This is a genomic window from Segatella copri (genome assembly GCF_026015295.1).
Classification (GTDB): Bacteria; Bacteroidota; Bacteroidia; order Bacteroidales; family Bacteroidaceae; genus Prevotella; species Prevotella copri_C.
In genome coordinates, this window is the sequence record NZ_JAPDUW010000001.1 from 683,555 (window position 1) to 705,915 (window position 22,361).

At 45.5% G+C, this 22,361-nt stretch carries 18 protein-coding genes; 13 read left to right on the forward strand and 5 right to left on the reverse strand.

The window, feature by feature from the left end:
- The first annotated feature begins 163 nt into the window (after positions 1-163).
- Both ONT18_RS02775 and ONT18_RS02780 read left to right on the forward strand, forming a co-directional pair.
- On the forward strand, positions 164-1,495 hold the full coding sequence (locus ONT18_RS02775) for an ATP-binding protein (RefSeq protein WP_264903906.1): 1,332 nt from the start codon (positions 164-166) through the stop codon (positions 1,493-1,495).
- Entirely contained in the window at positions 1,476-2,264 is a 789-nt protein-coding gene (locus ONT18_RS02780; RefSeq protein ID WP_264903907.1) for a hypothetical protein, read from the forward strand. Before ONT18_RS02775 ends, ONT18_RS02780 begins: the two co-directional genes overlap by 20 nt.
- Positions 2,265-2,488: 224 nt before the next feature.
- Here ONT18_RS02780 and recQ read toward each other — a convergent pair whose 3' ends face one another.
- Positions 2,489-4,351, reverse strand: a complete 1,863-nt coding sequence (gene recQ, locus ONT18_RS02785) for a DNA helicase RecQ (protein ID WP_264903908.1) — start codon at positions 4,349-4,351, stop codon at positions 2,489-2,491.
- A 207-nt stretch (positions 4,352-4,558) separates the two neighbouring features.
- Between recQ and ONT18_RS02790 the strand changes: the two genes are divergently transcribed.
- Positions 4,559-6,565 carry a dipeptidyl peptidase 3 gene (locus ONT18_RS02790; protein WP_264903909.1) on the forward strand — a complete coding sequence of 669 codons (2,007 nt, stop codon included), beginning with the start codon at positions 4,559-4,561 and terminating at the stop codon, positions 6,563-6,565.
- 103 nt (positions 6,566-6,668) lie between these two features.
- A complete protein-coding gene (locus ONT18_RS02795) occupies positions 6,669-7,172 on the forward strand; it encodes an NUDIX hydrolase (RefSeq protein WP_118081131.1) in 504 nt (167 codons plus the stop codon).
- Between the two features lie 147 nt (positions 7,173-7,319).
- On the opposite strand, the gene ONT18_RS02800 is transcribed toward ONT18_RS02795, so the two are convergent.
- Both ONT18_RS02800 and ispE read right to left on the reverse strand, forming a co-directional pair.
- A complete protein-coding gene (locus tag ONT18_RS02800; RefSeq protein WP_118191225.1) occupies positions 7,320-7,934 on the reverse strand; it encodes a DNA alkylation repair protein in 615 nt (204 codons plus the stop codon).
- A gap of 27 nt (positions 7,935-7,961) precedes the next feature.
- A complete protein-coding gene (ispE, locus tag ONT18_RS02805; protein ID WP_117692879.1) occupies positions 7,962-8,822 on the reverse strand; it encodes a 4-(cytidine 5'-diphospho)-2-C-methyl-D-erythritol kinase in 861 nt (286 codons plus the stop codon).
- Positions 8,823-8,999: 177 nt separating this feature from the next.
- On the opposite strand from ispE, the gene ONT18_RS02810 reads away from it, so the two are divergent.
- The 9 genes from ONT18_RS02810 (at position 9,000) to ONT18_RS02850 (ending at position 20,977) form a co-directional block, all read left to right on the forward strand.
- Positions 9,000-10,139 (forward strand): DUF2027 domain-containing protein, encoded by a 1,140-nt coding sequence (locus ONT18_RS02810; protein ID WP_118416173.1) that lies wholly within the window; start codon positions 9,000-9,002, stop codon positions 10,137-10,139.
- Between the two features lie 6 nt (positions 10,140-10,145).
- A complete protein-coding gene (locus tag ONT18_RS02815; protein WP_264903910.1) occupies positions 10,146-12,140 on the forward strand; it encodes an NAD(+) synthase in 1,995 nt (664 codons plus the stop codon).
- A 186-nt stretch (positions 12,141-12,326) separates the two neighbouring features.
- Entirely contained in the window at positions 12,327-15,938 is a 3,612-nt protein-coding gene (ileS, locus tag ONT18_RS02820) for an isoleucine--tRNA ligase (protein ID WP_264903911.1), read from the forward strand.
- 111 nt (positions 15,939-16,049) lie between these two features.
- A complete protein-coding gene (locus ONT18_RS02825) occupies positions 16,050-16,433 on the forward strand; it encodes a TraR/DksA family transcriptional regulator (protein ID WP_022120972.1) in 384 nt (127 codons plus the stop codon).
- A 3-nt stretch (positions 16,434-16,436) separates the two neighbouring features.
- On the forward strand, positions 16,437-17,153 hold the full coding sequence (locus tag ONT18_RS02830; RefSeq protein ID WP_264903912.1) for a lipoprotein signal peptidase: 717 nt from the start codon (positions 16,437-16,439) through the stop codon (positions 17,151-17,153).
- Positions 17,154-17,155: 2 nt separating this feature from the next.
- Complete coding sequence (locus ONT18_RS02835; protein WP_006846834.1) at positions 17,156-18,115, forward strand: DUF4296 domain-containing protein; 960 nt, start codon at positions 17,156-17,158, stop codon at positions 18,113-18,115.
- A gap of 16 nt (positions 18,116-18,131) precedes the next feature.
- The gene (locus ONT18_RS02840) at positions 18,132-18,356 is read left to right on the forward strand and encodes a hypothetical protein (protein ID WP_117726948.1); all 225 of its coding nucleotides are present in this window, start codon (positions 18,132-18,134) and stop codon (positions 18,354-18,356) included.
- Positions 18,357-18,373: 17 nt separating this feature from the next.
- Positions 18,374-19,225 (forward strand): carboxylating nicotinate-nucleotide diphosphorylase, encoded by an 852-nt coding sequence (gene nadC, locus ONT18_RS02845; protein WP_006846832.1) that lies wholly within the window; start codon positions 18,374-18,376, stop codon positions 19,223-19,225.
- 117 nt (positions 19,226-19,342) lie between these two features.
- Entirely contained in the window at positions 19,343-20,977 is a 1,635-nt protein-coding gene (locus ONT18_RS02850) for a dipeptidase (protein WP_437183735.1), read from the forward strand.
- Between the two features lie 131 nt (positions 20,978-21,108).
- Here the strand turns inward: ONT18_RS02850 and ONT18_RS02855 are convergent, their stop codons facing one another.
- Together ONT18_RS02855 and ONT18_RS02860 are read right to left on the reverse strand one after the other, a co-directional pair.
- Positions 21,109-21,669 carry an NADH peroxidase gene (locus ONT18_RS02855; protein ID WP_022120967.1) on the reverse strand — a complete coding sequence of 187 codons (561 nt, stop codon included), beginning with the start codon at positions 21,667-21,669 and terminating at the stop codon, positions 21,109-21,111.
- Positions 21,670-21,714: 45 nt separating this feature from the next.
- Positions 21,715-22,164, reverse strand: coding sequence for a Fur family transcriptional regulator (locus tag ONT18_RS02860; protein WP_117693059.1), 450 nt, complete (start codon positions 22,162-22,164; stop codon positions 21,715-21,717).
- Positions 22,165-22,361 lie beyond the last annotated feature (197 nt).

The following is a 22,361-nucleotide window of genomic DNA, read 5'->3' on the forward strand; positions in this document are numbered from 1 at the left end:
AGGAATCTCTGGGTCGGGATTTTTGCGTTTGTGAAGGTGGTGGATGGGGGCGTGGCTGCATGGGGGAAAGTGTGATGGCTTTTCGTGTTAAAAACTATGAAATCTTAGGTGTTTTCATATAATAGTTGTACCTTTGCGAAAATAATTATAAATGATTGAATAAATGAGCAAGTATCGTTTTTCTATATGTAGCTATCATGCTATCAAGGAGGCTGATATCCTGATAGATGGTATCACCGTGTTGGCAGGGCCAAATGGATGTGGTAAGAGTACTATATCTAAATGGTTGTATTATATGATAGATATTGCTACGGACTTTGACTCCTATCTGGTTAAAGGATATAAAACAGAAATAAATTCATTGCTGCAAAATGTCAGTCGTGCCATCAGGGAAATGTGGGAACTACATAGAGGCATTAACAATGGACAGAATATTTTGCAATCTGTTGACGATTTAAAACTCGATGATAATTTCTCATTAGACTCAATAGGCGAATACTCTGGTAAGCTACATTTGTTTATAGGTGAATTTGCCTTACAACTGGATAAATTCTTGAATGCCGAGAATGTTCAAGAACAACGAAAAGACAGAGTTCTTAATTTCTTGAATCAGAATTTGGATGGTGAGGAAAAGGCTAGGAATGCTCAAACTTTTGCTGAGTTGATAAGCCTACAGGTAGATAAAATGCAGCAAGAGGTATTGTATAAAAGCGAGGATCGCTCCTTGACAGATGTCTTGTCTTTTCTTCATACATATCTATATGAAGATGAGATGGTTCCTTTTAAAATCTCCTTGCAAGAGGAAGGGGTCAACATTATATCTGATGGGAGATTAGGCTCTCTCTTTAATCTGGACAAAGCGATTTACATAGACACTCCAATGGCTTTCGGCTTGGATGACTTCCTAAAGAATGTGTTTTGGCAAAGATTAAGAAAATTAATGCTAGAGGAAAATGGTTGCCATAATAAGCAAAACATACGGTTGCTATATCGCATATCAGAAATTCTAAATGGAAAAATTAATGTTTCTGACAGTTTGTTGGGCAATAAAGAAATGTATTATGAGCGCAAGGATGGCAAGCTGTTGCTTCCTTTGGATAAAATCGCTACTGGTATGAAGTCGTTTGCCTATCTTTTCCAGTTGATAAAGAATGGTCATTTGGATGACAAGACGGTTCTTATGATAGATGAGCCGGAAGTTCATTTGCACCCTCAGTGGATTGTTGTCTTTGCTAGATTATTGATTCTTATCCGTAAGTCATTGGGAGTGAAAATAGTCTTGGCGAGTCATAATCCTGACTTTGTCGCTGCCATCAAGGCAATAGCCAAAAAGGAACAAATCTTGGATGAAACAAACTTCTATTTAGCTCAGAGTGTGGATGATGATGGGTTTCAATATGCTTTTAAGCCTCTCGGCAGTGACATCGAGCCTATCTTCAATTCGTTCAATATAGCATTGGAAAGGATTCAGCAATATGGCGATACAGATCTTTGATAATGGGTGTGTAGAGTCGCACCCCATTTATGAAAAAGCTGGGGCGCTACTAAGTGACGTTTGTAAAAGGGATTATAAAGATAATTTTTTTGACGAGCGAATAGAATGTTTGGACATGGATACCTATGAGACAATGATTTGTGGCGGGCAAAAGCAAGCTACAATGGATGCGGTAATAGGCATCGCTGATTACGAAAATAACCGTAAGACTACCGGTAAGTTGCTAATGGTTGAGTTGAGGTTGGGGTATAAATCGACTGATGGACTAGAGACTGCTAGCTTGAATCGTAAAGTATCGCATACTCTTGAACTGTTGAATCCTGCTGTTTGTCTAGTTTCTGACAAGGCAATATTTGTTTTTAATGAATTGCTGTATCAACAAGCGATTCGTTGGATGTTCTCTAAAAGGTATTCCAATGTCTCAAAAAAGGAGTGGGTGGTAATGAGTCCCAAGATGTTTTGCAAGGCCTATCTCGCTCCAGAAGATTTGCCTTATCAGTCAATCAACGATTTTGTAAAAGGCAAGGCTGACTTTGCAAAGATGTTGGAGAATAAATCTTGGCAACAGATTTATAAAAGTCTTCAATGGTGGGCAAAAGCTTATTATAAGTATTCTTACATCGCAGAAGAGGCAACTCTGATAGCTAGTCTCATCTCAGAAGTATGGGAGAAACTGAAGTCTCATAAGCAGGAAATGACAGATGATGATCTCTTAAGTTTTAGTATTTACGCAGAGGATTATCCAGTTTTTAATTTAGATGAAATTTAATTCTCTATATTTTAATATATGCTATTCCCGGCTCGGAGATTCAAAAAGGAATCTCTGGGCCGGGATTGTTTTTTTTGTTAAAATCGTAGAAATGCTTGGTTGTTTCGGGGATTTTGAAGTTCAACAAGAGTGCCGAGGAGGCTCTCGCCCAGATAGACGCAAAGCACTATGCCGACGCCTTCAAGATGAGTGGCAAGACAAGCTGAAAATGCAGAAAATTTCTGTTATAGTCCTGTATATTTCCTGATAGCCTTGATGAAGGTATCGCCATATTTATTGAGCTTGAATTCTCCGATACCACTGATCAGACTCATGGCATTCTTGGTGGTAGGTTTCATTCTTGCGAGTTCATGAAGGCTCTTGTCGCTGAGTACGATATATGGAGGATAACCCTGTTCGTCGGCAAGGTTCTTGCGTATCTTTCTGAGGTGTTCAAAGAGCCCTTTGTCTTCCACGCCTTTCGAGTCTTCCTGGAAGATGACACGTTCGGCATGCACCTCAGGAATGAGATTTCCCGGCTGGGCGATGGCGCCCTTCCTGTTGCGTACCGTTCTCTTTGGGCGGGTGGCTTTATCATCTTCTTCGATATAAGCCAGCGAAACATGATGTTCTCCCTTCAGTACCTTCCAGCCTAAATCGGTAACCTTCATGTAGTTGTGGTTGTTGTAGGCAATCTCGAAGAATCCCATCTGCAGCATCTGCAGCAGATAAGCATTCCAGTCCTTAGATGTTGTATCCCTGCCCACACCGAAGGTTTTCATCTCGTTGTATTTGTTTTTCACAACTGCAGAAGAATGCATGCCTCTCAGAATCTCGATGCAGGTACCTACTGCAATATGCTCACCCGAACGGACCACGGCACTCAGGGCTTTCTGGGCTCTGATGGTGCCGTCGAAGGTGCGTGGAGGATTCTTGCAAACATCACAGTTGCCGCAGTTGCAGGATGATGTCTCGCCAAAATAATTCAGCAGAATGCGTCGTCGGCATACTCTCGATTCGGCATATTCCTCCATGCGGCGCAGTTTCTCCATATTTACATCACGCTGTCCGCTTTCTTCACAGAAAGAACGGAGGGTGATGATGTCGGCCATCGAATAGAACAGTACGGTATCTGATGGTGCTCCATCTCTTCCGGCTCTACCTATTTCCTGATAGAAACTCTCGATGCTTTTAGGCATATTATAGTGGATTACCCAGCGCACATTACTCTTGTCGATGCCCATTCCGAAAGCGATGGTAGCACATACCACCTGAATCTGGTCCATCTTGAACCGCTCCTGTACTGATGCTCTGGTCTGGGCAGTCATTCCGGCGTGATAGGCTGCGGCATTGATACCCAGATCGATAAGTTCCTGAGCTACCATTTCGGTGTTCTTGCGGGAGAGACAGTAGATGATGCCTGCTTCTTCTGGATGATTACTGATGAAGCGGGTGATGTATTGGAGCTTTGCCTTTTTGGTGCTCTCCTGTCTTACGGTGAGGGAGAGGTTGGGGCGGTCGAAACTGCTTACGAACGTCTGCCCATTGAGATGAAGCTGGCGTATGATATCTTCGCGCGTTATCTTGTCGGCTGTGGCTGTGAGCGCCATCACCGGGACATTGCGGAAATTCTCGTGCAGCATACCGAGTTGCGAATACTCCGGACGGAAATCGTGTCCCCACTGGCTGATGCAGTGGGCCTCGTCAACGGCAAAGAGCGAAATCTTGATGTTGCTGAATAAATAAGGTATCTCGCTGATGAGTTTTTCGGGCGAAACATAAAGGAGTTTCAGTTCTCCCTTCTCGCATCGGCGTCGGATGATAAGTTCATCGGTCGTGTCGTTTCCGCTGTTCAGTGCCTCAGCCGGGATACCGTTTGCCTTGAGCGCCTCCACCTGGTCGTGCATCAGACTGATGAGCGGTGAAATGACCACAGCTGTACCTTCCATTGCTAATGCGGGAACCTGGTAGCACAGACTCTTTCCACCACCAGTCGGCATGAGAACCAGACAGTCGTGTCCCTGCATTACCTCTCTGATAATCGCTTCCTGGTTGGGGCGGAAGGAATCGTATCCAAAATAGCTTTTTAATATCTCGTTTATCTGCATGATTGCCGTTTTATGATTTCTGCCTTTACCGGCATGTTTTTGTCTTGATTTTCATGCAAAGGTAATGAATAATCTGCATAAATAAAAGTTTTCTCCAAGAAAAAGTGCATATTTCAAGTAAAAAACTTTGCAAAGAGCGAAAAACAGGAGGAAAAGTTTGGTATGTGGAAAAAATGTATTACTTTTGCATGGTAAATACAGATAAAAATGGCAAAATGTAATGTAAACACTCAAGAGCGATTTGCCGATATCCAGATGCTCCGTTATGAGCTGAAGGGTTTCGAAAACCTGTCGCTCACACAGAAAATTTATATTTATTGCTTGTCGAAGGCAACCCTCTTGGGACGTGATATCACCTTCGACCAGCAGGGCAAATACAACCTGCGCATCCGTAAAACCCTGGAGGCTGTATACCTTCATTACGAGGGTAATCGCGAAAGCGAAGATTTCAAGGCTTTCGAAGTTTACCTGAAGCGTGTCTGGTTTGCCAGCGGCATCCATCATCACTATGGATGTGAAAAGTTTGTGCCAGGATTTTCAGAGGAATCTTTCTATGAGATGGTTGGGGCTGTAGCCGATGAATACCTGCCTCTTTCCAAGGGACAGAGCAAGGAAGACCTGTTGGGCATTCTGGTGCCTATCATCTTCAATCCGGAAGTCATGCCTAAGCGCGTGAATCAGACGGATGGCGAGGATCTGGTGCAGACTTCAGCCTGCAATTTCTATGAGAATGTTTCTCAGGCAGAAGTAGAACGTTTCTATGCCAGGATGAAGGAAGAGGGCAACGAACAGGCACCTTCGTATGGACTGAACTCTAAACTGACCAAGCGTAATGGTGAACTGGTGGAGCTGAAATGGACAGAAGACGGCCTCTATGGTGCAGCTATCAAGGAGATTGTTTCCTGGTTGCTCCGTGCTCAGAAATATGCAGAAAATGAGGAACAGAAACATCTCATCGATCTCCTGGTGAAGTATTACCGTACAGGCGATCTCAAGGATTTCGACCGTTACAGCATTGCTTGGGTGCAGCAGCACGAGGGAATGATTGATTTCATCAACGGATTTATCGAAGTGTATGGCGATCCGCTCGGACTGAAAGGTACATGGGAAGGCATCGTAGAATATAAGGATCTTGAAGCTACGAAGCGCACCCAGACCATCAGTCAGAATGCCCAGTGGTTTGAGGATCATTCACCTGTAGACCCACGTTTCCGCAAGCCGGAGGTGAAGGGTGTTACGGCCAATGTCATCTGTGCTGCGATGTTGGGTGGCGAAGAGTATCCAGCTTCTGCCATCGGCATCAATCTTCCGAATGCCAACTGGATCCGTCAGGAATATGGTTCTAAGAGTGTGACTATCGGTAACCTGACCGAGGCATATAACAAGGCAGCTCAAGGCAATGGCTTCCGCGATGAATTCGTTATCGACGAGGATACCATCAGTCTGATGAATCAGTACGAGGATATTACAGATGATCTGCATACCGACCTGCATGAGTGTCTGGGACATGGTAGCGGACAGCTCTTGCCTGGTACCGACCCTGATGCACTGAAGGCGTATGGCAGTACGATAGAAGAGGCGAGAGCCGATCTTTTCGGACTCTATTATGTAGCCGACCATAAATTGGTAGAACTGGGTCTGACTCCGAATGATGAGGCATACAAGGCTCAGTATTACGGTTATCTGATGAACGGTCTGCTCACCCAGACTATCCGCATCAAGGAAGGCGACAAGATAGAGGAAGCCCACATGCGCAACCGTGCGCTGATAGCCTGGTGGGTGATGGAACATGTCGAGGGTGCTGTGGAACTGGTGAAGATGGATATGAACTATGCTTCTGCCGAGGATGCTTTGAAGGACAGTGAGGGCAATATCATTACGACGAAGACTTATGTGAAGATTAATGATTATGCCAAGCTCCGCCATCTCTTCGGTGAGTTGCTTGCTGAAATTCAGCGCATCAAGAGTGAGGGTGATTTCGAGGCTGCCCGCCTGTTGGTAGAGAAGTATGCCGTGAATATTGATCCGGAATTGCACCGCGAGATACTGGCAAGATACAAGAAACTGAATCTCGCTCCATACAAGGGATTCATCAATCCGAAGATGACGCTGGAGATGGATGAAGAAGGCGAAATTACAGACGTAGTATTGGATTACGAGGAGAGCTATGTCGACCAGATGTTGCGCTACTCTGATGAATACGGAACGCTTTAGAAAGTTAATAGTTAAGAGTTGATAGTTTATAGGGCATTCTTGCTATACGGCAACCATGCTATACGGCGAAGCCGCTATAAACTGTTAACTATAAACTTTTAAAATGATGATAGATAATAAGAACGAGGAATTTCCGATAGTAGATGAAATGGGCAACATCCTGGGCGCTGTTACCCGCGGTCATGCCCATGACGGAAGCAAGATATTGCATCCGGTTGTTCATCTGCATGTATTCAACAGCCGGGGTGATCTGTATCTGCAGCATCGTCCAGCCTGGAAGGATATCCAGCCGGATAAATGGGATACAGCCTGCGGCGGTCATGTTGATTTAGGCGAAAGTGTGAGTCAGGCATTGCATCGCGAGGTAAGGGAAGAATTGGGTATCACCGATTTTGAACCGGAATCTCTTGGGCATTATGTCTTTGAGAGTCAGCGGGAAAAGGAACTGGTTTATGTACATCGCTGTGTATATGATGGCGAGGTGAAACCGAGCCAGGAAGAATTGGCCGGTGGCAGATTCTGGACCAAGGATGAAATCAGCGAAAACATCGGCAAGGGTGTTTTCACTCCGAACTTCGAAAACGAATACCAGAAGTATTTCATGTAATGACGAAAATAGCCATAAAAATACGTCCCGACGTAGCGTTTGCTGCATCGGGACGTATTTTTTTGTATGTCGGGACGCAGCAAATGCTACGTCGGGACGTATTTTCAGCAGGGTTGTGGCCTGTTTCTGACCGCATCTGCAGAACCGTTAAATCTCGTAGATACCCTTGAGTGCGCCTCTTGCAATTTTCTCGAAATCTTCACCGAAGTCGCAGAAACGGAGAACCGCATTAGAGACAGCATGTTTTATTCCCATGTTGTCACCCTGCAATGCAGTGGCAGCCTGATCCAGGAATTCGTTGATGCCACGCTCGTTAGGCTCTTTCCCATTGGCAAAGAGACGGGCAAGGAGTTGGAAACCGGCAATCTCATAGAGCGGCTTGTCACTCGCGATCCACTGGTAGGCGATGACAGGCGCATAATCTACGTGCTGCAAAAGGTTGAAGGCAAGCATCTCTGCCATCTCCTGACTCTGTACCTGTTCCATCCATAAATCTGTGATTTCCGGAAGCATCTTATCGGCAGGCATGATGAGTGTAGCCAGAATCTTGCACTCCCGGATATCTTCCTTCCACAGTTCGATGGCGAGGTCATAGTCTTTACCATATTCCTCAGCCATCTTTTTCAGTTCATAGAATGGTACGCCCCAATTCAGTTTATATCCCAGTCCCTTATCGCGCATAGATTGCGATCCCGGACCATTCATCAGCAAGCGGAAGCTTCGCTTGATAGTCATCAGTTTCTGATGTGTTTCTTCGTTCATTATAATTTGAGTAAACTATTAACTAAATTAAAGTTTCATTATTTTACAGAACATTCCTTCGAACTGTTCCTCTATATTTGCAGGTTTATGCTTGAAGATACCGAAGATGGCACTTCCGCTACCACTCATCGCTGCATATACGGCACCCAGGTTGTACAGCTTCTGTTTGATTTCTGCCAGTTCCGGGTGCATCTTGAAGATAGGTGCCTCAAAATCGTTGACAAGTTCCTCTTTCCAAGTCTCGATAGGCTGGCGTACAATGTCGCGGCAACATTTGGCTGGTGCCTGTGGGGTGATGGCTGCATAAGCCTCTTTGGTGCTGACGGCAATGTCATCGCGCTTCACCACAACCAGATGATAGCCCCTCAGATTATCGCCAGGACCACTTACCGGCATCAGTTCTTCGCCGATGCCTTCTGCATAGCAAGCAGTATCGCCATCCTCGGGATCGGCTGAAATGAAGTAGGCACAGTCTGCGCCCAGCTTGGCAGCGTATCTTTCCATCTCCGGATTACCGATATTGAGACGGAAACGCTCGTCAAGCAAACGAATCATGAAGGCTGCATCGGCAGAACCGCCACCCAAACCAGCCTGCGAAGGAATACGCTTTACCAGATGAGCATGGATGCGTGGAATCCTGAAGTCGGCAGCCAGGAGATTATAAGCTTTTACAACGAGATTGTTCTGTTCATCGCAATCCACTGCGTTACCTGTAATCTTCAGATCACAAGGAACATCGCTAGGGAATTCATCGCCCATGAGCTTGATTTCAAGTGCATCGGTCAGCGGAATAGGGTAGAACACCGTTTCAAGATTGTGGTATCCATCTTTCCGCTTGCTAACTATATTTAAACCAAGATTGATCTTGGCGCAAGGAAATGTAATCATAACTTTTCAGTTTAAAGGGTTCGTTACTATTTCTTTTTCTTTGCAAAGATACGGAAAAATATCTAACATGGTGCATCTTTTGCAGGATTATTTTTATCTGTAGCATTAAAAATATTAAAATAAGCCCTGTTTTGCAATATCTTTTGTATCTTTGCAATTACAAATTATTAATAGATTATGAAAAAAGGAGATAAAGTCAGATTCTTGAGCGAAGTGGGTGGCGGAAAGGTTGCCGGCTTCCAAGGTAAAAATATTGTGCTCGTTGAGGATGAGGATGGTTTTGAGATTCCGATGCCTATCAACGAGGTGGTTGTGGTGGAGCAGGATGAATACTCCATGGGCAAGATGATTTCGGCTAAGATGGATGCGCAGCAGAAGGCTGAGGAGCATGCCAATACCGAACTGCATCAGGACAGCCGGAGTATCAAGGCCATCTTGAATGATCACGATGACGTGGATATGGATGTAGAGGAATATGATGCTGCCGACCGTGAGATAACCTTTGTGAAACCGGTTGAGGAACGTACGGGTGGCAACAAACTCAGTGCTTATCTCGCCTTTGTACCTATCAACATCAAGGACGTAACCAATACCCGTTTCGAGACCTATATGGTGAATGACAGCAACTACTATCTCCGCTATACCTATCTCGTGGCTGAGGGAAATGCATGGACTCTGAAAGCAGAGGGAGAAATAGAACCGAACACCAAACTCTTCATCGAGGAATTCGGTCGTGAGGCTCTAAACGAGATGGAGCATATCGCCATCCAGATGATAGCTTACAAGAAGGACAAGCCATTTCTCCTGAAGCCGGCAACAGATGTTCAGTTCCGTCTCGATCCCGTGAAATTCTACAAACTTCATCTTTTCGAGGAGAATGATTTCTTCGAGACTCCAGCCTATCTCTTTACGATTGTAGAGAACGATGAAATAGCCCGTCCGCTGGTTATCGATTCCAAGCGTCTGAAAGAGCAGATGTATAAGGATGAGAAGGTTGTTGCCAACACCAGCAAGAAGAAGAGCAAGAAGGATGATGGTACCCTTGTGATAGATCTTCATGCGGATGAAGTGCTTGAAACAACTGCTGGAATGAATTCTGCCGATATTCTTCATTATCAGATGGATATCTTCAAGAAGACCATGGAGGAATATAAGAAAAAGAAGGGACAGAAAATTATCTTTATTCATGGAAAGGGTGAAGGCGTGTTGCGCCAGACTCTCATTCATGAGTTGAACTATCGCTATAAGAGTTGCACCTATCAGGATGCTTCTTTCCAGGAGTATGGCTATGGTGCTACACAGGTAACAATAAAGTAATTTATTATGAAGTACGGATTTATTAAGGTAGCCAGTGCCATCCCTGCCGTAAAGGTGGGTGATGTCATTTTCAATACCCAGCAGATAGAGGAACAGATAGCGCTGGCTGAGGGAAAGGGTGTAGAGATCATTACATTTCCGGAACTCTCTGTTACGGGCTATTCCTGTCAGGATCTCTTCCGTCAGCAGATGCTTCTCGAATCATCTGAGCAGGCGGTGATGATGTTGCTCGATTTCACACGCAAACTCGATGTCATCTCTATCGTGGGGGCGCCGGTGATAGCGGGCGACTTGTTGCTCAATTGTGGTATCGTTATCCAGCATGGACAGATTCTCGGTATTGTACCGAAAACATATCTTCCAAACTACAGCGAGTTTTATGAGAAACGCTGGTTTGCCTCGGCTCAGGACCTGAGAGATTGCGAAGTCCGTTATGCCGGACATAAGGTGAAACTGACGCCTGATGTTCAGATTTTTCAAACTTTCGATGGCGTACAGTTTGGTGTGGAAATCTGCGAAGATGTATGGGCTCCGGCTCCTCCTAGCAACAAACTGGCGCTAGCAGGAGCAGACCTGATTTTCAATCTTTCTGCAAGCGACGAACTCATCGGAAAACATCATTATCTGAAGAGTCTGCTCAGCCAGCAGAGTGCCCGTACCATGACCGGATATATCTACAGTTCCTGCGGATTCGGTGAGAGTACGCAGGATGTGGTTTATGGTGGAAATGCCCTGATTTATGAGAATGGAGTTTTACTTTCACAGAGTGAACGTTTCTCTATTGAACCGCAGATGGTTATCTCACAGATAGATGTAGAGAAACTCCGCTCTGAGCGTCGTACGAATTCTACTTATGTAAATGCCCAGCGCAATATTAAGTATTCTGTTCTCGGCGGTCAGTTCAATATCCGTAATATTGAAGCCGAACCTACCGAAAATGAACGCGATTTTGTGTTGGAACGTGAGGTGAATCCGCATCCGTTTATTCCTACCAGCAGCGATATGAATGCCTCTTGCGAGGAAATTTTCAATATCCAACTCATGGGACTAGCCAAGCGTATCGTTCATACCCATGCCAAGACCGTAGTAATCGGTATTAGCGGTGGTTTGGATTCTACGCTGGCCTTACTCGTTTGTGTAAAAGCTTTTGATAAACTCAAAATGAACCGAAAGGGTATCGTAGGTGTCACTATGCCGGGATTCGGAACCACAGACAGAACCTACAATAATGCTATCTCGCTGATGCAGAGTCTTGGTATTACCATTAAGGAAATCAGCATCGCCAAGGCTGTAACCCAGCACTTTGAGGACATCGGTCAGGATGCCAGTGTGCATGATGTGACTTACGAGAATTCCCAGGCTCGTGAACGTACCCAGATCCTGATGGATTTAGCCAATAAGATGGGTGGTATGGTTATCGGTACCGGCGACCTTTCAGAGTTGGCATTAGGATGGGCTACCTATAATGGTGACCACATGAGTATGTATGGCGTGAATGCCAGCATTCCTAAGACCCTGATCCGCCATCTCGTAAATCATGTAGCAGAGAGTGGGGTAGACGAACAGAGCCGCATCACTCTTCGTGATATCATCGATACTCCTATCAGTCCAGAGTTGATTCCGGCAGATGAGAATGGAAATATCAAGCAGAAGACGGAAGATTTGGTGGGACCATACGAACTGCATGATTTCTTCCTCTACTATTTCCTGCGTTTCGGTTTCCGTCCTTCCAAGATTTACATGTTGGCAAAGAAGGCATTTATTGATTCCGAACTGGAGCGTGTAAAGATCAGTGATAATGATCCTGACAGCTATGATGAGGAGACTATCAAAAAGTGGCTGAAGACCTTCGTGCGCCGTTTCTTCAATCAGCAGTTCAAGCGCAGCTGTCTGCCTGACGGTCCGAAAGTAGGTAGCGTAAGCCTCAGTCCTCGTGGCGACTGGCGTATGCCTAGTGATGCAGCTTCAGCCATCTGGCTGCAAGAGGCTGAAAATTTATAATACATGGTAGCGAAGTTTTAATAAAACGGAAAATAAAAAGTTAGGAGTCGGGGCGCTGTTCCAACTCCTAACTTTTTCGTTTATAATAAAATAATTATATAAAAAGTCTTTCTATTTTTGGGTAAAACATATTTTTTTTGTAACTTTGCGCCCAAAAGTAAAAACATTATAAAAATATAAGATAATATGGCTAAGAAATTTGCCGAGCACAACGGTCTGAATTTGACTCAGACAAACAATGACGTACTAGCAGCGTGGGAGAAAAATGATATCTTCCACAAGTCTATCGACGAGCGTGAAGGCTGCCCTCAGTTTATCTTCTTCGAGGGACCTCCATCAGCTAATGGCCACCCGGGTATTCACCACGTGTTGGCACGTAGTATCAAGGATACATTCAACAGATACAAGACCATGAAGGGTTTCCAGGTTCACCGCAAGGCGGGATGGGATACCCACGGACTCCCTGTTGAACTCGGTGTCGAGAAGGAACTCGGCATCACCAAGAAGGATATCGACAACAAGGCTTCAGAGAAGTATATCTCTACAGAGGATTACAACCACAAGTGCCGCGAGAACGTGATGAAGTTCACCGCTGAGTGGCGCGAGTTGACCGAGAAGATGGGTTACTTCGTAGATCTCGATCATCCTTATATCACCTACGATAACAAGTATATCGAGACTCTCTGGTGGCTCCTCAAGCAGCTCTACAACAAGGGCCTGCTCTACAAGGGTTACACCATCCAGCCATACTCTCCAGGTGCAGGTACAGGTTTGAGCTCTCACGAGTTGAACCAGCCTGGATGCTACCGCGATGTAAAGGACCTCACCACCACAGCCCAGTTCCTCATCAAGGATCCTAAGGCTGAGTGGACCAAGTGGGGCAAGCCATACTTCATCGCATGGACCACTACACCTTGGACTCTGCCATCAAACGTGGCTCTCTGTGTGGGTCCTAAGATTGACTATGTAGCCATCGAGACCTACAACCTCTACAATGGCGAGCCTATGACACTCGTGATGGCTGAGGCGCTGGTAGGTTCATATCTGAAGGCAGACCAGGAGTGCAAGGAAGGCGATCTTCTGCCATTCGACAAGGAGAAGAAGCAGTGCCCTTGGCGCATTATCGACCACATGAAGGGTACCGACCTCGAAGGCATGCACTACGAGCAGCTCCTGCCATGGGTAAAGCCATGCGAGAAGGTTGATCTCTTCGCACCGGCTTTCGTAACAGAGTATGCTGCTGCTCATCCTGAGAAGGTGTTCGCTTCTGAGGATGGTCGCGATCAGTTCGTCGAGATGGAGAGTGAGGCTTTCCGCGTAATCCTCGGCGACTACGTTACTACCGATGATGGTACAGGTATCGTTCACATCGCTCCTACATTCGGTGCCGATGATGCCAAGGTGGCTAAGGATGCCAACATCCCTGCCCTCTACCTTATTAATAAGAAGGGTGAGACCCGCCCAATGGTTGACCTCCAGGGTAAGTTCTATCTCATCGAAGATCTCGATGCCAACTTCGTGAACGCTTGTGTCAACAAGGAGGCATACGTTCATCACGCAGGCGACTACGTGAAGAATGCCTACGACCCACAGTTTAATGTGGATGGCGTCTGGGACAAGAAGGCTTCTGAGAAGGCTGAAGACCTGAACATCGTACTCTGCTACGAGTTGAAGCAGGAGGGCAAGGCTTTCAAGAGCGAGAAGCACGTGCACAACTATCCTCACTGCTGGCGTACCGACAAGCCTATCCTCTATTATCCATTGGATAGCTGGTTTATCAAGGATACAGCCCGCAAGGAGCGCATGGTAGAACTCAACAAGACCATCAACTGGCAGCCTGAGAGCACCGGTACAGGCCGTTTCGGCAACTGGCTCGAGAACCTGAACGACTGGAACCTTTCACGTTCCCGCTTCTGGGGTACTCCATTGCCAATCTGGCGTGATGAGAACCGTGGCGAGAAGTGTATCGGCAGTCTTGAGGAACTCTATGCTGAAATCGAGAAGTCTGTGGCTGCCGGCATCATGCAGAGCAACCCATTGAAGGAGAATGGTTTCGTTCCTGGCGACTACAGTCAGGAGAACTATGATAAGATTGACCTCCACCGTCCATACGTTGACAAGATTGTATTGGTTAACGAGGAGGGCAAGCCAATGTATCGTGAGAGCGACCTCATCGACGTTTGGTTCGATTCAGGTTCAATGCCTTACGCCCAGCTCCACTACCCATTCGAGGGTGAGATGGCCCGTGGCACAGAGGCAGACCGCGATGCACTCATCCACAGCACCTATGAGGGATATGCTATTCCTCCTAAGTTCTATCCAGCCGACTTCATCAACGAGGGCGTGGATCAGACCCGTGGATGGTTCTTCACCCTGCACGCCATCGCTACCATGGTATTCGATAGCGTAGCCTTCAAGAACGTAATCTCTTCTGGTCTCGTTCTCGATGCCAAGGGCAACAAGATGAGTAAGCACGTGGGTAACGTGACTAACCCATTCGAGATGATTGACAAGTATGGTGCCGATCCTGTTCGTTTCTATATGATGACCAACAGCGAGCCTTGGGACAACCTCAAGTTCGACCCTAATGGTGTGGATGAGACCCGTCGCAAGTTCTTCGGTACCTTATATAATACCTACAGCTTCTTCGCCCTCTATGCTAATGTAGATGGTTTCGATGCTGAGGCTGCTCAGGTACCATTCGAGAAGCGCCCAGAGATTGACCGCTGGATTCTCTCTTCACTCAATACCCTCATCAAGGGCGTTGACAGAGAGTTGGCTGGCTATGATCCAACCCGCGCAGGCCGTCTCATCGATGCTTTCGTCAACGATGACCTCTCTAACTGGTACGTTCGTCTGAACCGTAAACGTTTCTGGGGTAAGGAGATGAGCGAGGATAAGCTGAGTGCTTACCAGACTCTCTATACCTGCCTGATGACAGTGGCTAAGCTGCTGGCACCATTCGCTCCATTCTATGCAGACGAGTTGTATCACGACTTGGGCGGCGAGTTGGAGAGCGTACATCTCGACAAGTTCCCTGTAGCAGATGAAGCTGCTATCGATGCCGACCTGGAGGAACGTATGGCCATCGCCCAGAAGATTACTTCTATGGTATTGGCATTGCGCCGCAAGGTGAACATCAAGGTGCGTCAGCCACTCCAGCAGATCATGATTCCTGCAGTAGATGATGTACAGAAGGCACACATCGAGGCAGTAGCCGGACTGTTGAAGAACGAGGTGAACGTGAAGGAGGTTAACTTCATTGAGGGTCAGGGCATTCTCGTAAAGAAGGTGAAGTGTAACTTTAGAGTGATGGGTAAGAAGTTCGGCAAGCTGATGAAGGGTGTTGCTGCCCAGATGTCAGCGCTCGAACAGGACCAGATTGCAGCCTTCGAGAAGGCAGGCAACATCACATTGAATATTGACGGACAGGAAGCCGTGGTAGAGGTAGCCGACGTGGAGATTATCTCTGAGGATATTCCAGGATGGCTCGTTTCTAACGAGGGCAATCTGACCGTAGCGCTTGAGGTAGAGTTGACCCCAGAATTGAAGAAGGAGGGTATGGCTCGTGAGTTGATCAACCGTATTCAGAACCTCCGCAAGGAGACAGGTTTGGAGATTACCGACCGCATCAACGTAACTGTGGCTCCTAATGAGGAGACTGACGCAGCCATCGAGGCATTCGCCGACTACATCAAGGGTCAGGTATTGGCAGACAGCATCGAAATCGGCGACAACGCAGGTGTTGAGACCGAGTTTGATGACTTTAAGTTGAACATTCTCGTAGAGAAGAATTAAATAGTTAGGAGTTAGGAGTTAGAAGTTAGGAGCATTTCCAAACTGCTTGCTTCTAACTTTCTAGCCCTTATTCCCTAAAAACATTAACAAATAACATAATAGATAACATCTATGGCTAACGAAAAACTACGTTATAGCGATCAGGAGCTCGAGGAGTTCCGCGCTATCATTGATGAGAAATTGAAGGTGGCAAAGCAGACTTATCATGATTGTATGGCTCAGCTGAACCACTCAGACAGTAATGATGTGGTAGATACATCACCAACCTACAAGGCTCTTGAGGAGGGTAGTGAAGCACAAAGCAAGGAAGAAATCATCCAGATGGCTCAGCGTCAGCAGAAGTTCATTAAGGGATTGGAAGCAGCTTTGGTTCGTATCCAGAACAAGACCTATGGTATTGACCGCGAAACAGGTGAGTTGATTCCTAAGGAGCGTTTGCGTGCTGTACCTCATGCCACTTTGAGTGTAGCTTCTAAGGAGGCTAGAAAGAAGTAATAAATGGAGAAAACAAGTAAAATTAAATACGGATGGCTCGTCACGGCAATGGTGGTTGTGCTTCTTGTTATCGATCAGATTATCAAGGTGTACATCAAGACCCATTTTTGCCTTGGCGAGTCTGTTCGTGTTACTGATTGGTTTTATATCGAATTTGTTGAGAACAACGGAATGGCTTGGGGTATGTCGTTTATCGGCAAGTTCTGGCTAAGTCTGTTGCGCCTGGTGGCCATCTGTGCGTTGAGCATTTATCTGCATCGCATCATTAAGCGTGGTACCTATCGCATGTTATACATCATTTTGGTGGCGTTGGTTCTGACGGGTGCAATCGGCAATATGATTGATTCCATCTTCTACGGACTTATCTTCACCGGTGCTTCACCTTATTATGTATCTTATCTTGTGCCTTTCGGCGAGGGGTATGCACCCGTGCTCATGGGCAAGGTGGTTGATATGTTCCGCTTTCCGTTCTTCACCTATACATGGCCTGAATGGTTCCCTTTCTGGGGTGGACAGCATGGTACATTCTTCGATCCTGTATTCAATTTTGCAGATTCCTGTGTATCAGTCGGCATCATTTCCCTCTTGCTTTTCTGTAGAAAAGAACTGGAAACTCTCGGAGGTGGTGATAAGAAGAAGAAGGTTAAAGATTCTTCTTTTATTGAAACTGCTGAAGAAAAGATAAAGTCTCAATCTCAAGAAAATAAGGAGGACAAGTAATCATGAAGAAAGCTTTTCTTTATCTCTGTTGGATAGTAACCTTTTGTGCAGCCTTCGCTTCTTGCAAGCCTTCGCTGCCAAGAGATGTGCTCTCTAAAGGAAAGATGACGGATATTCTCTTCGATTATCACATAGCTCTTGCTATGGCGCAGAGCGAAGACGGTGGTAGTGAGAAGAATAGTCTGGCTTATCGCGAGGCTGTACTGAAGAAACATGATGTCACCTCGGCAGACTTCGACAGTTCGATGGTTTATTATATGCGCCATACAGAATTGCTGCATGATGTGTATAAGGATTTGGCTGAAAGATTGGATAAAGAGGTGGTTGCATTGGGTGGAAACAGTGCAGGAAATAGTGATTTTGACAATCTTACTGCTGTTGGCGATACTGCCAATATCTGGAAGGATGCTACTTCGATGGTATTCTCGCCTGATGAGGGCTTCAACAGTCGCAGTTTTAAAATTGAAGCTGATACTGCTTTCCATAAGGGTGACCGGTTCCGTCTTGATTTCGAATCGCAGTTTATCTTCCAGGATGGTATGCGTGATGGTATCGCTTTGCTGGCTGTTCAGTTCAAGAACGATAGTGTGGCACAGACTGTAATTCATATTCAGAGTGCTCAGCACTATAGTGTAGAACTCGCTGATAATGATAGCCTTGGAGTCAAATGTATAAAGGGGTACTTTATGTTGAATGAGGGTGGCTTCAGTTCTGATGCCGGTTCTTTGACGACTCTTAAACTGATGTTTGTCAATAAGATTCGTCTCATCCGTATGCATCCTAAAAAGGTGGCACCGGTTTCTTCTTCTGCAGCATCTTCTGATTCGGCAAAAGTAGATACTGCTCGTAAGACCCGTATACCAGGTCCGAGTGTTCCAGCACGTCCGGATGGAGCTTTGGCGCCTCCGACCAGTGCACCGGTTCCTATGCCTGATAAACCTATTCAGATGACGAGTAATTAGTCTGGATGTTTAAGATATGGCTGAAATGAGAAGATGCGGAGCCCATCAGGTGATATTGCCGGATGGCTCGATATTGCAGCAGGCTGTGGTAGAAATACTAGAGGGCAGGGTGGTGAACTACTTCGAGTTTCGCGAGGAGTTGCCGATGACCGAATGGTTAGGCGGCGAAATCCGGGTGGAACGCGATGAGGAAGGCATCCTCCGTGCCCTGTGGAACGGAAAAGTAATCAATAAACATTAAACATAAACATTAATAATATGTTAAGCGTAGATCAATTAGAAGACAAGTTGATAGACTTGGCATTTGCTGAGGATATCGGTGATGGCGACCACACAACCTTGTGTTGTATCCCAGAAGACGCCATGGGTAAGAGCCACTTGCTTATCAAGGAAGATGGCGTGTTGGCAGGTGTTGAAATGGCAAAGAAGGTATTTGCCCGTTTCGATCCTACCATGAAGGTAGAAGTGTTGCTTCAGGATGGGACCCATGTTAAGAAGGGTGACATTGCAATGATTGTAGAGGGTAAGACCCGTTCTTTGCTCCAGACAGAGCGTTTGATGCTCAATATCATGCAGCGTATGAGTGGCATTGCTACCATGACTGCTAAGTATGTTAAGCGTCTTGAGGGTACAAAGACTCATATCCTTGATACCCGTAAGACAACTCCAGGTCTTCGCATGTTGGAGAAGCAGGCTGTGAAGATCGGTGGTGGTATGAACCATCGCATCGGTCTTTTTGATATGATTCTCTTGAAAGATAACCATATCGATTTCGCCGGTGGCATCGACAATGCTATCGACCGTTGCCATGCTTATCTCAAGGAGAAGGGTCTCGATCTGAAGATTGAAATCGAGGTTCGCAGCTTCGATGAGCTCGACCAGGTATTGAAGCATGGTGGTGTAAATCGTATCATGCTCGATAACTTCTCTGTGCCTGATACTAAGAAGGCAGTAGACATCATCGCAGGTAAGTATGAGACTGAGTCTTCTGGCGGTATCACTTACGATACCATCCGCGATTATGCAGAGCAGGGAGTTGATTTCATCTCAGTTGGTGCCTTGACACATAGTGTGAAGGGCTTGGATATGAGTTTCAAGGCTTGCGAATAAGTAAAGAATGAAGAGGGAAGAGTGAAGAATTCAAATGCTCTTCTCTTTTTGTATATATAAACTTTGTATATATAAATTAAGGTATATTTTATGAATAAGATTTTTGCTTCAGCCTTGATGGCTGTGGCTATGTTGGGCAGTGTCTCAGAGGCTGAGGCATGTACCAACTTTATAGTAGGAAAAAAAGCATCGGTTGATGGATCTGTGATGTGTTCATATAGTGCCGATGACTATGGTATGTTCCAAAATCTCTGTCATTTTCCTGCCGGTAAGCATGCTAAGGGCGAGATGCGTAAGATTTACGATTGGGATACCAATAAATATCATGGTGAGATTCCGGAGGCTGCCGAGACTTATAATGTGATTGGCAATATCAATGAATGGCAGGTCACCATCGGTGAAACTACTTATGGTGGACGTGAGGAAATGGCTGATTCTACGGGTATTATGGACTATGGTTCACTCATCTATGTAGCTCTGCAGCGTAGTAAGACTGCCCGTGAGGCTATCAAGGTGATGACAACCATTGCCAATACTTACGGCTATAATTCAGAAGGCGAAACCTTTACCATCTGTGATCCGAACGAAGCTTGGATTATGGAGATGATGGGCAAGGGACCAGGCTCTAAGGGCGTGGTTTGGGTAGCTCTCCGTATTCCTGATAATGCAGTTTGTGCACATGCTAACCAGAGTCGTATCGGCAAGTTCAATATGAAGGATAAGAAAAACGTGATGTATGCCAAGGATGTCGTTTCTTTTGCTCGCAGTAAGGGATGGTATCAGGGCAAGGATGCTGATTTCTCATGGAAAATGGCATATGCTAAGCCTGATTTCTCAGGACGTCGTTTCTGCGATGCTCGTGCTTGGGCTCTCTTGAATCATTTCTATGATATGAGTCCTTATCTTGATTGGGCTTTGGGCAAGGATCCTAATGCGAAGGATATGCCTCTCTGGGTGGTTCCAAACAAGAAGGTGAGTGTTGCTGATGTTGAGGCTTGCATGCGTGACCATTATGAGGGTACACCTCTTTCTGTTGCTGATGGCACTGATATCGGAGGTGGTATCTGGCAGATGCCTTACAGGCCAACTCCATTGATGTTTAAGGTGGATGGAAAGCAGTGCTTCAACGAACGTCCGGTCAGCACCCAGCAGACTGGTTTTGTTTTTGTTAGCCAGATGCGTTCATGGATGCCTAGAGAGATTGGCGGTGTTCTTTGGTTTGGTAATGATGATGCCAATATGGTAGCGTTCACACCAATCTACTGTTCTTCTACAGTTCGTCCTGAGTGTTATAATACACCGGGAGCAGATGCAGTGAATTTCAGTTTCAAGAATGCTTACTGGGTTTGCAATATGACCAGCAATATGGTTTATCCTCGTTACAGCCAGATGTTCCCAACCTTGAAGGAGGTTCGTGATAGTCTGGATAACAGCTATTTTGCTGCACAGCCAGGTGTTGAGGCTAAGGCTCAGGAACTGTATGCGCAGAATCCACAGGCTGCTGTCAAGTATCTCAATGATTATGGTATTGAGAAGGCACAGCAGATGTTGGCGCGTTGGCAACAGCTCTTCCAGTTTATGGTAGTGAAGTATAATGACATGATTATCAAGCCAACCCAAAAAGATGGCAGTTTCGAGAAGACTCCTTATGGGTTAGGTGCAACCCCAGTTCGTCCTGGGTATCCTGAGAAATATGCCAAGGAACTTATTAAGCAAACAGGAGACAAGTTCCTGGTTCCTGAAACAAAGTAACAATATTTATCATCCCATAAAGAAAGCCGATTCAAGTATATTACTATACAAGAATCGGCTTTCCTGTTTTCTAGACTAACAATACTAAATAATCGTATTATAATTTTTAAAGTTACGTCTTTTAAAATCTATTACTTGAAGTATCTCTTGTAGAGACCTGCAAAACCTGCACAGTGGCGGGCTTCATCCTTAGCCATTTCATGAACGGTATCGTGGATAGCATCTGAACCCTGCTCCTTAGCAAGCTTGGCAATGCGGAACTTATCCTCACAAGCACCCTTCTCTGCTGCAATACGAGCCTCGAGATTGCTCTTGGTATCACCCAAAACCTCACCGAGAAGTTCTGCAAAACGAGAAGCGTGATCAGCCTCCTCATAGGCATAACGTTTGTAAGCCTCTGCAATTTCAGGATAGCCTTCACGATCTGCCTGGCGTGCCATAGCAAGATACATACCTACCTCGCCACACTCACCATTGAAATGGTCCTTCAAACCCTTGATAACGTCTTCATTAACGCCATCCTTATATGCCTGACCGAGAACGTGAACGGTAGCAAATGTCATATCGTCATCTACTGCATCTTCCATCTCTTTGAACTTGCTGGCTGGAGCCTTGCAGATAGGGCACTTCTCTGGTGCTTCTGTACCTTCGTAAATGTAACCGCAAACGGTGCAAATAAACTTTTTCTTCATAATGTTTTTGTTTTAAATGTTGTTGTATAATTATTGTCTTTTGAATTAGTGAACAGTCTCTGTGAGAGGTGACTTTACGCCTTTTTTAGCGCATTCTGCACAGATTCCTCTGTAGTAGAGCTGTTCTTCCAATACGATGTTTCCTTCAATTTCCTTTCCTGGTTCCACTTTTGGAGCTGGTTCGCCGAAAAAGTCAATTACCTTGCCACAATTTCTGCAATAGAAATGAACGTGGCTTTTAATATTTCCATCATAACATACGCGATGTTCATCGATTGTGATCATCTGAGCCGCATTGTGCTCACTCAACATTCTGAGTGTGTTGTAAACGGTTGTCTTGCTCAATGTTGGGATACTCTCGGCTAATCCTTTGTACACATCCTCGATAGTTGGATGAGTGGGATGCTTGATGAGCCAATCCATAATGGCAATACGCTGGAGTGATGGTCGGATACCTTTCTCCACGAGTCTTTGATAGGCTTCTGTCTGCTTCATAATTACTTGTTTTTATAATTTGTTGATGCAAAGATAAGCAATTCTTTTGTATCTGCCAAATATTTTTGCAAAAATTCCAATGTATTTTTGAATATTTTACAATTGCATAGTTGTTTTAAGATTTGTTGTGCAAAAAGGGAGAGTCTATGATTCGCTTTTGGAAATTATTGATACTAAAACCCTTTTGGAAAAAGTAA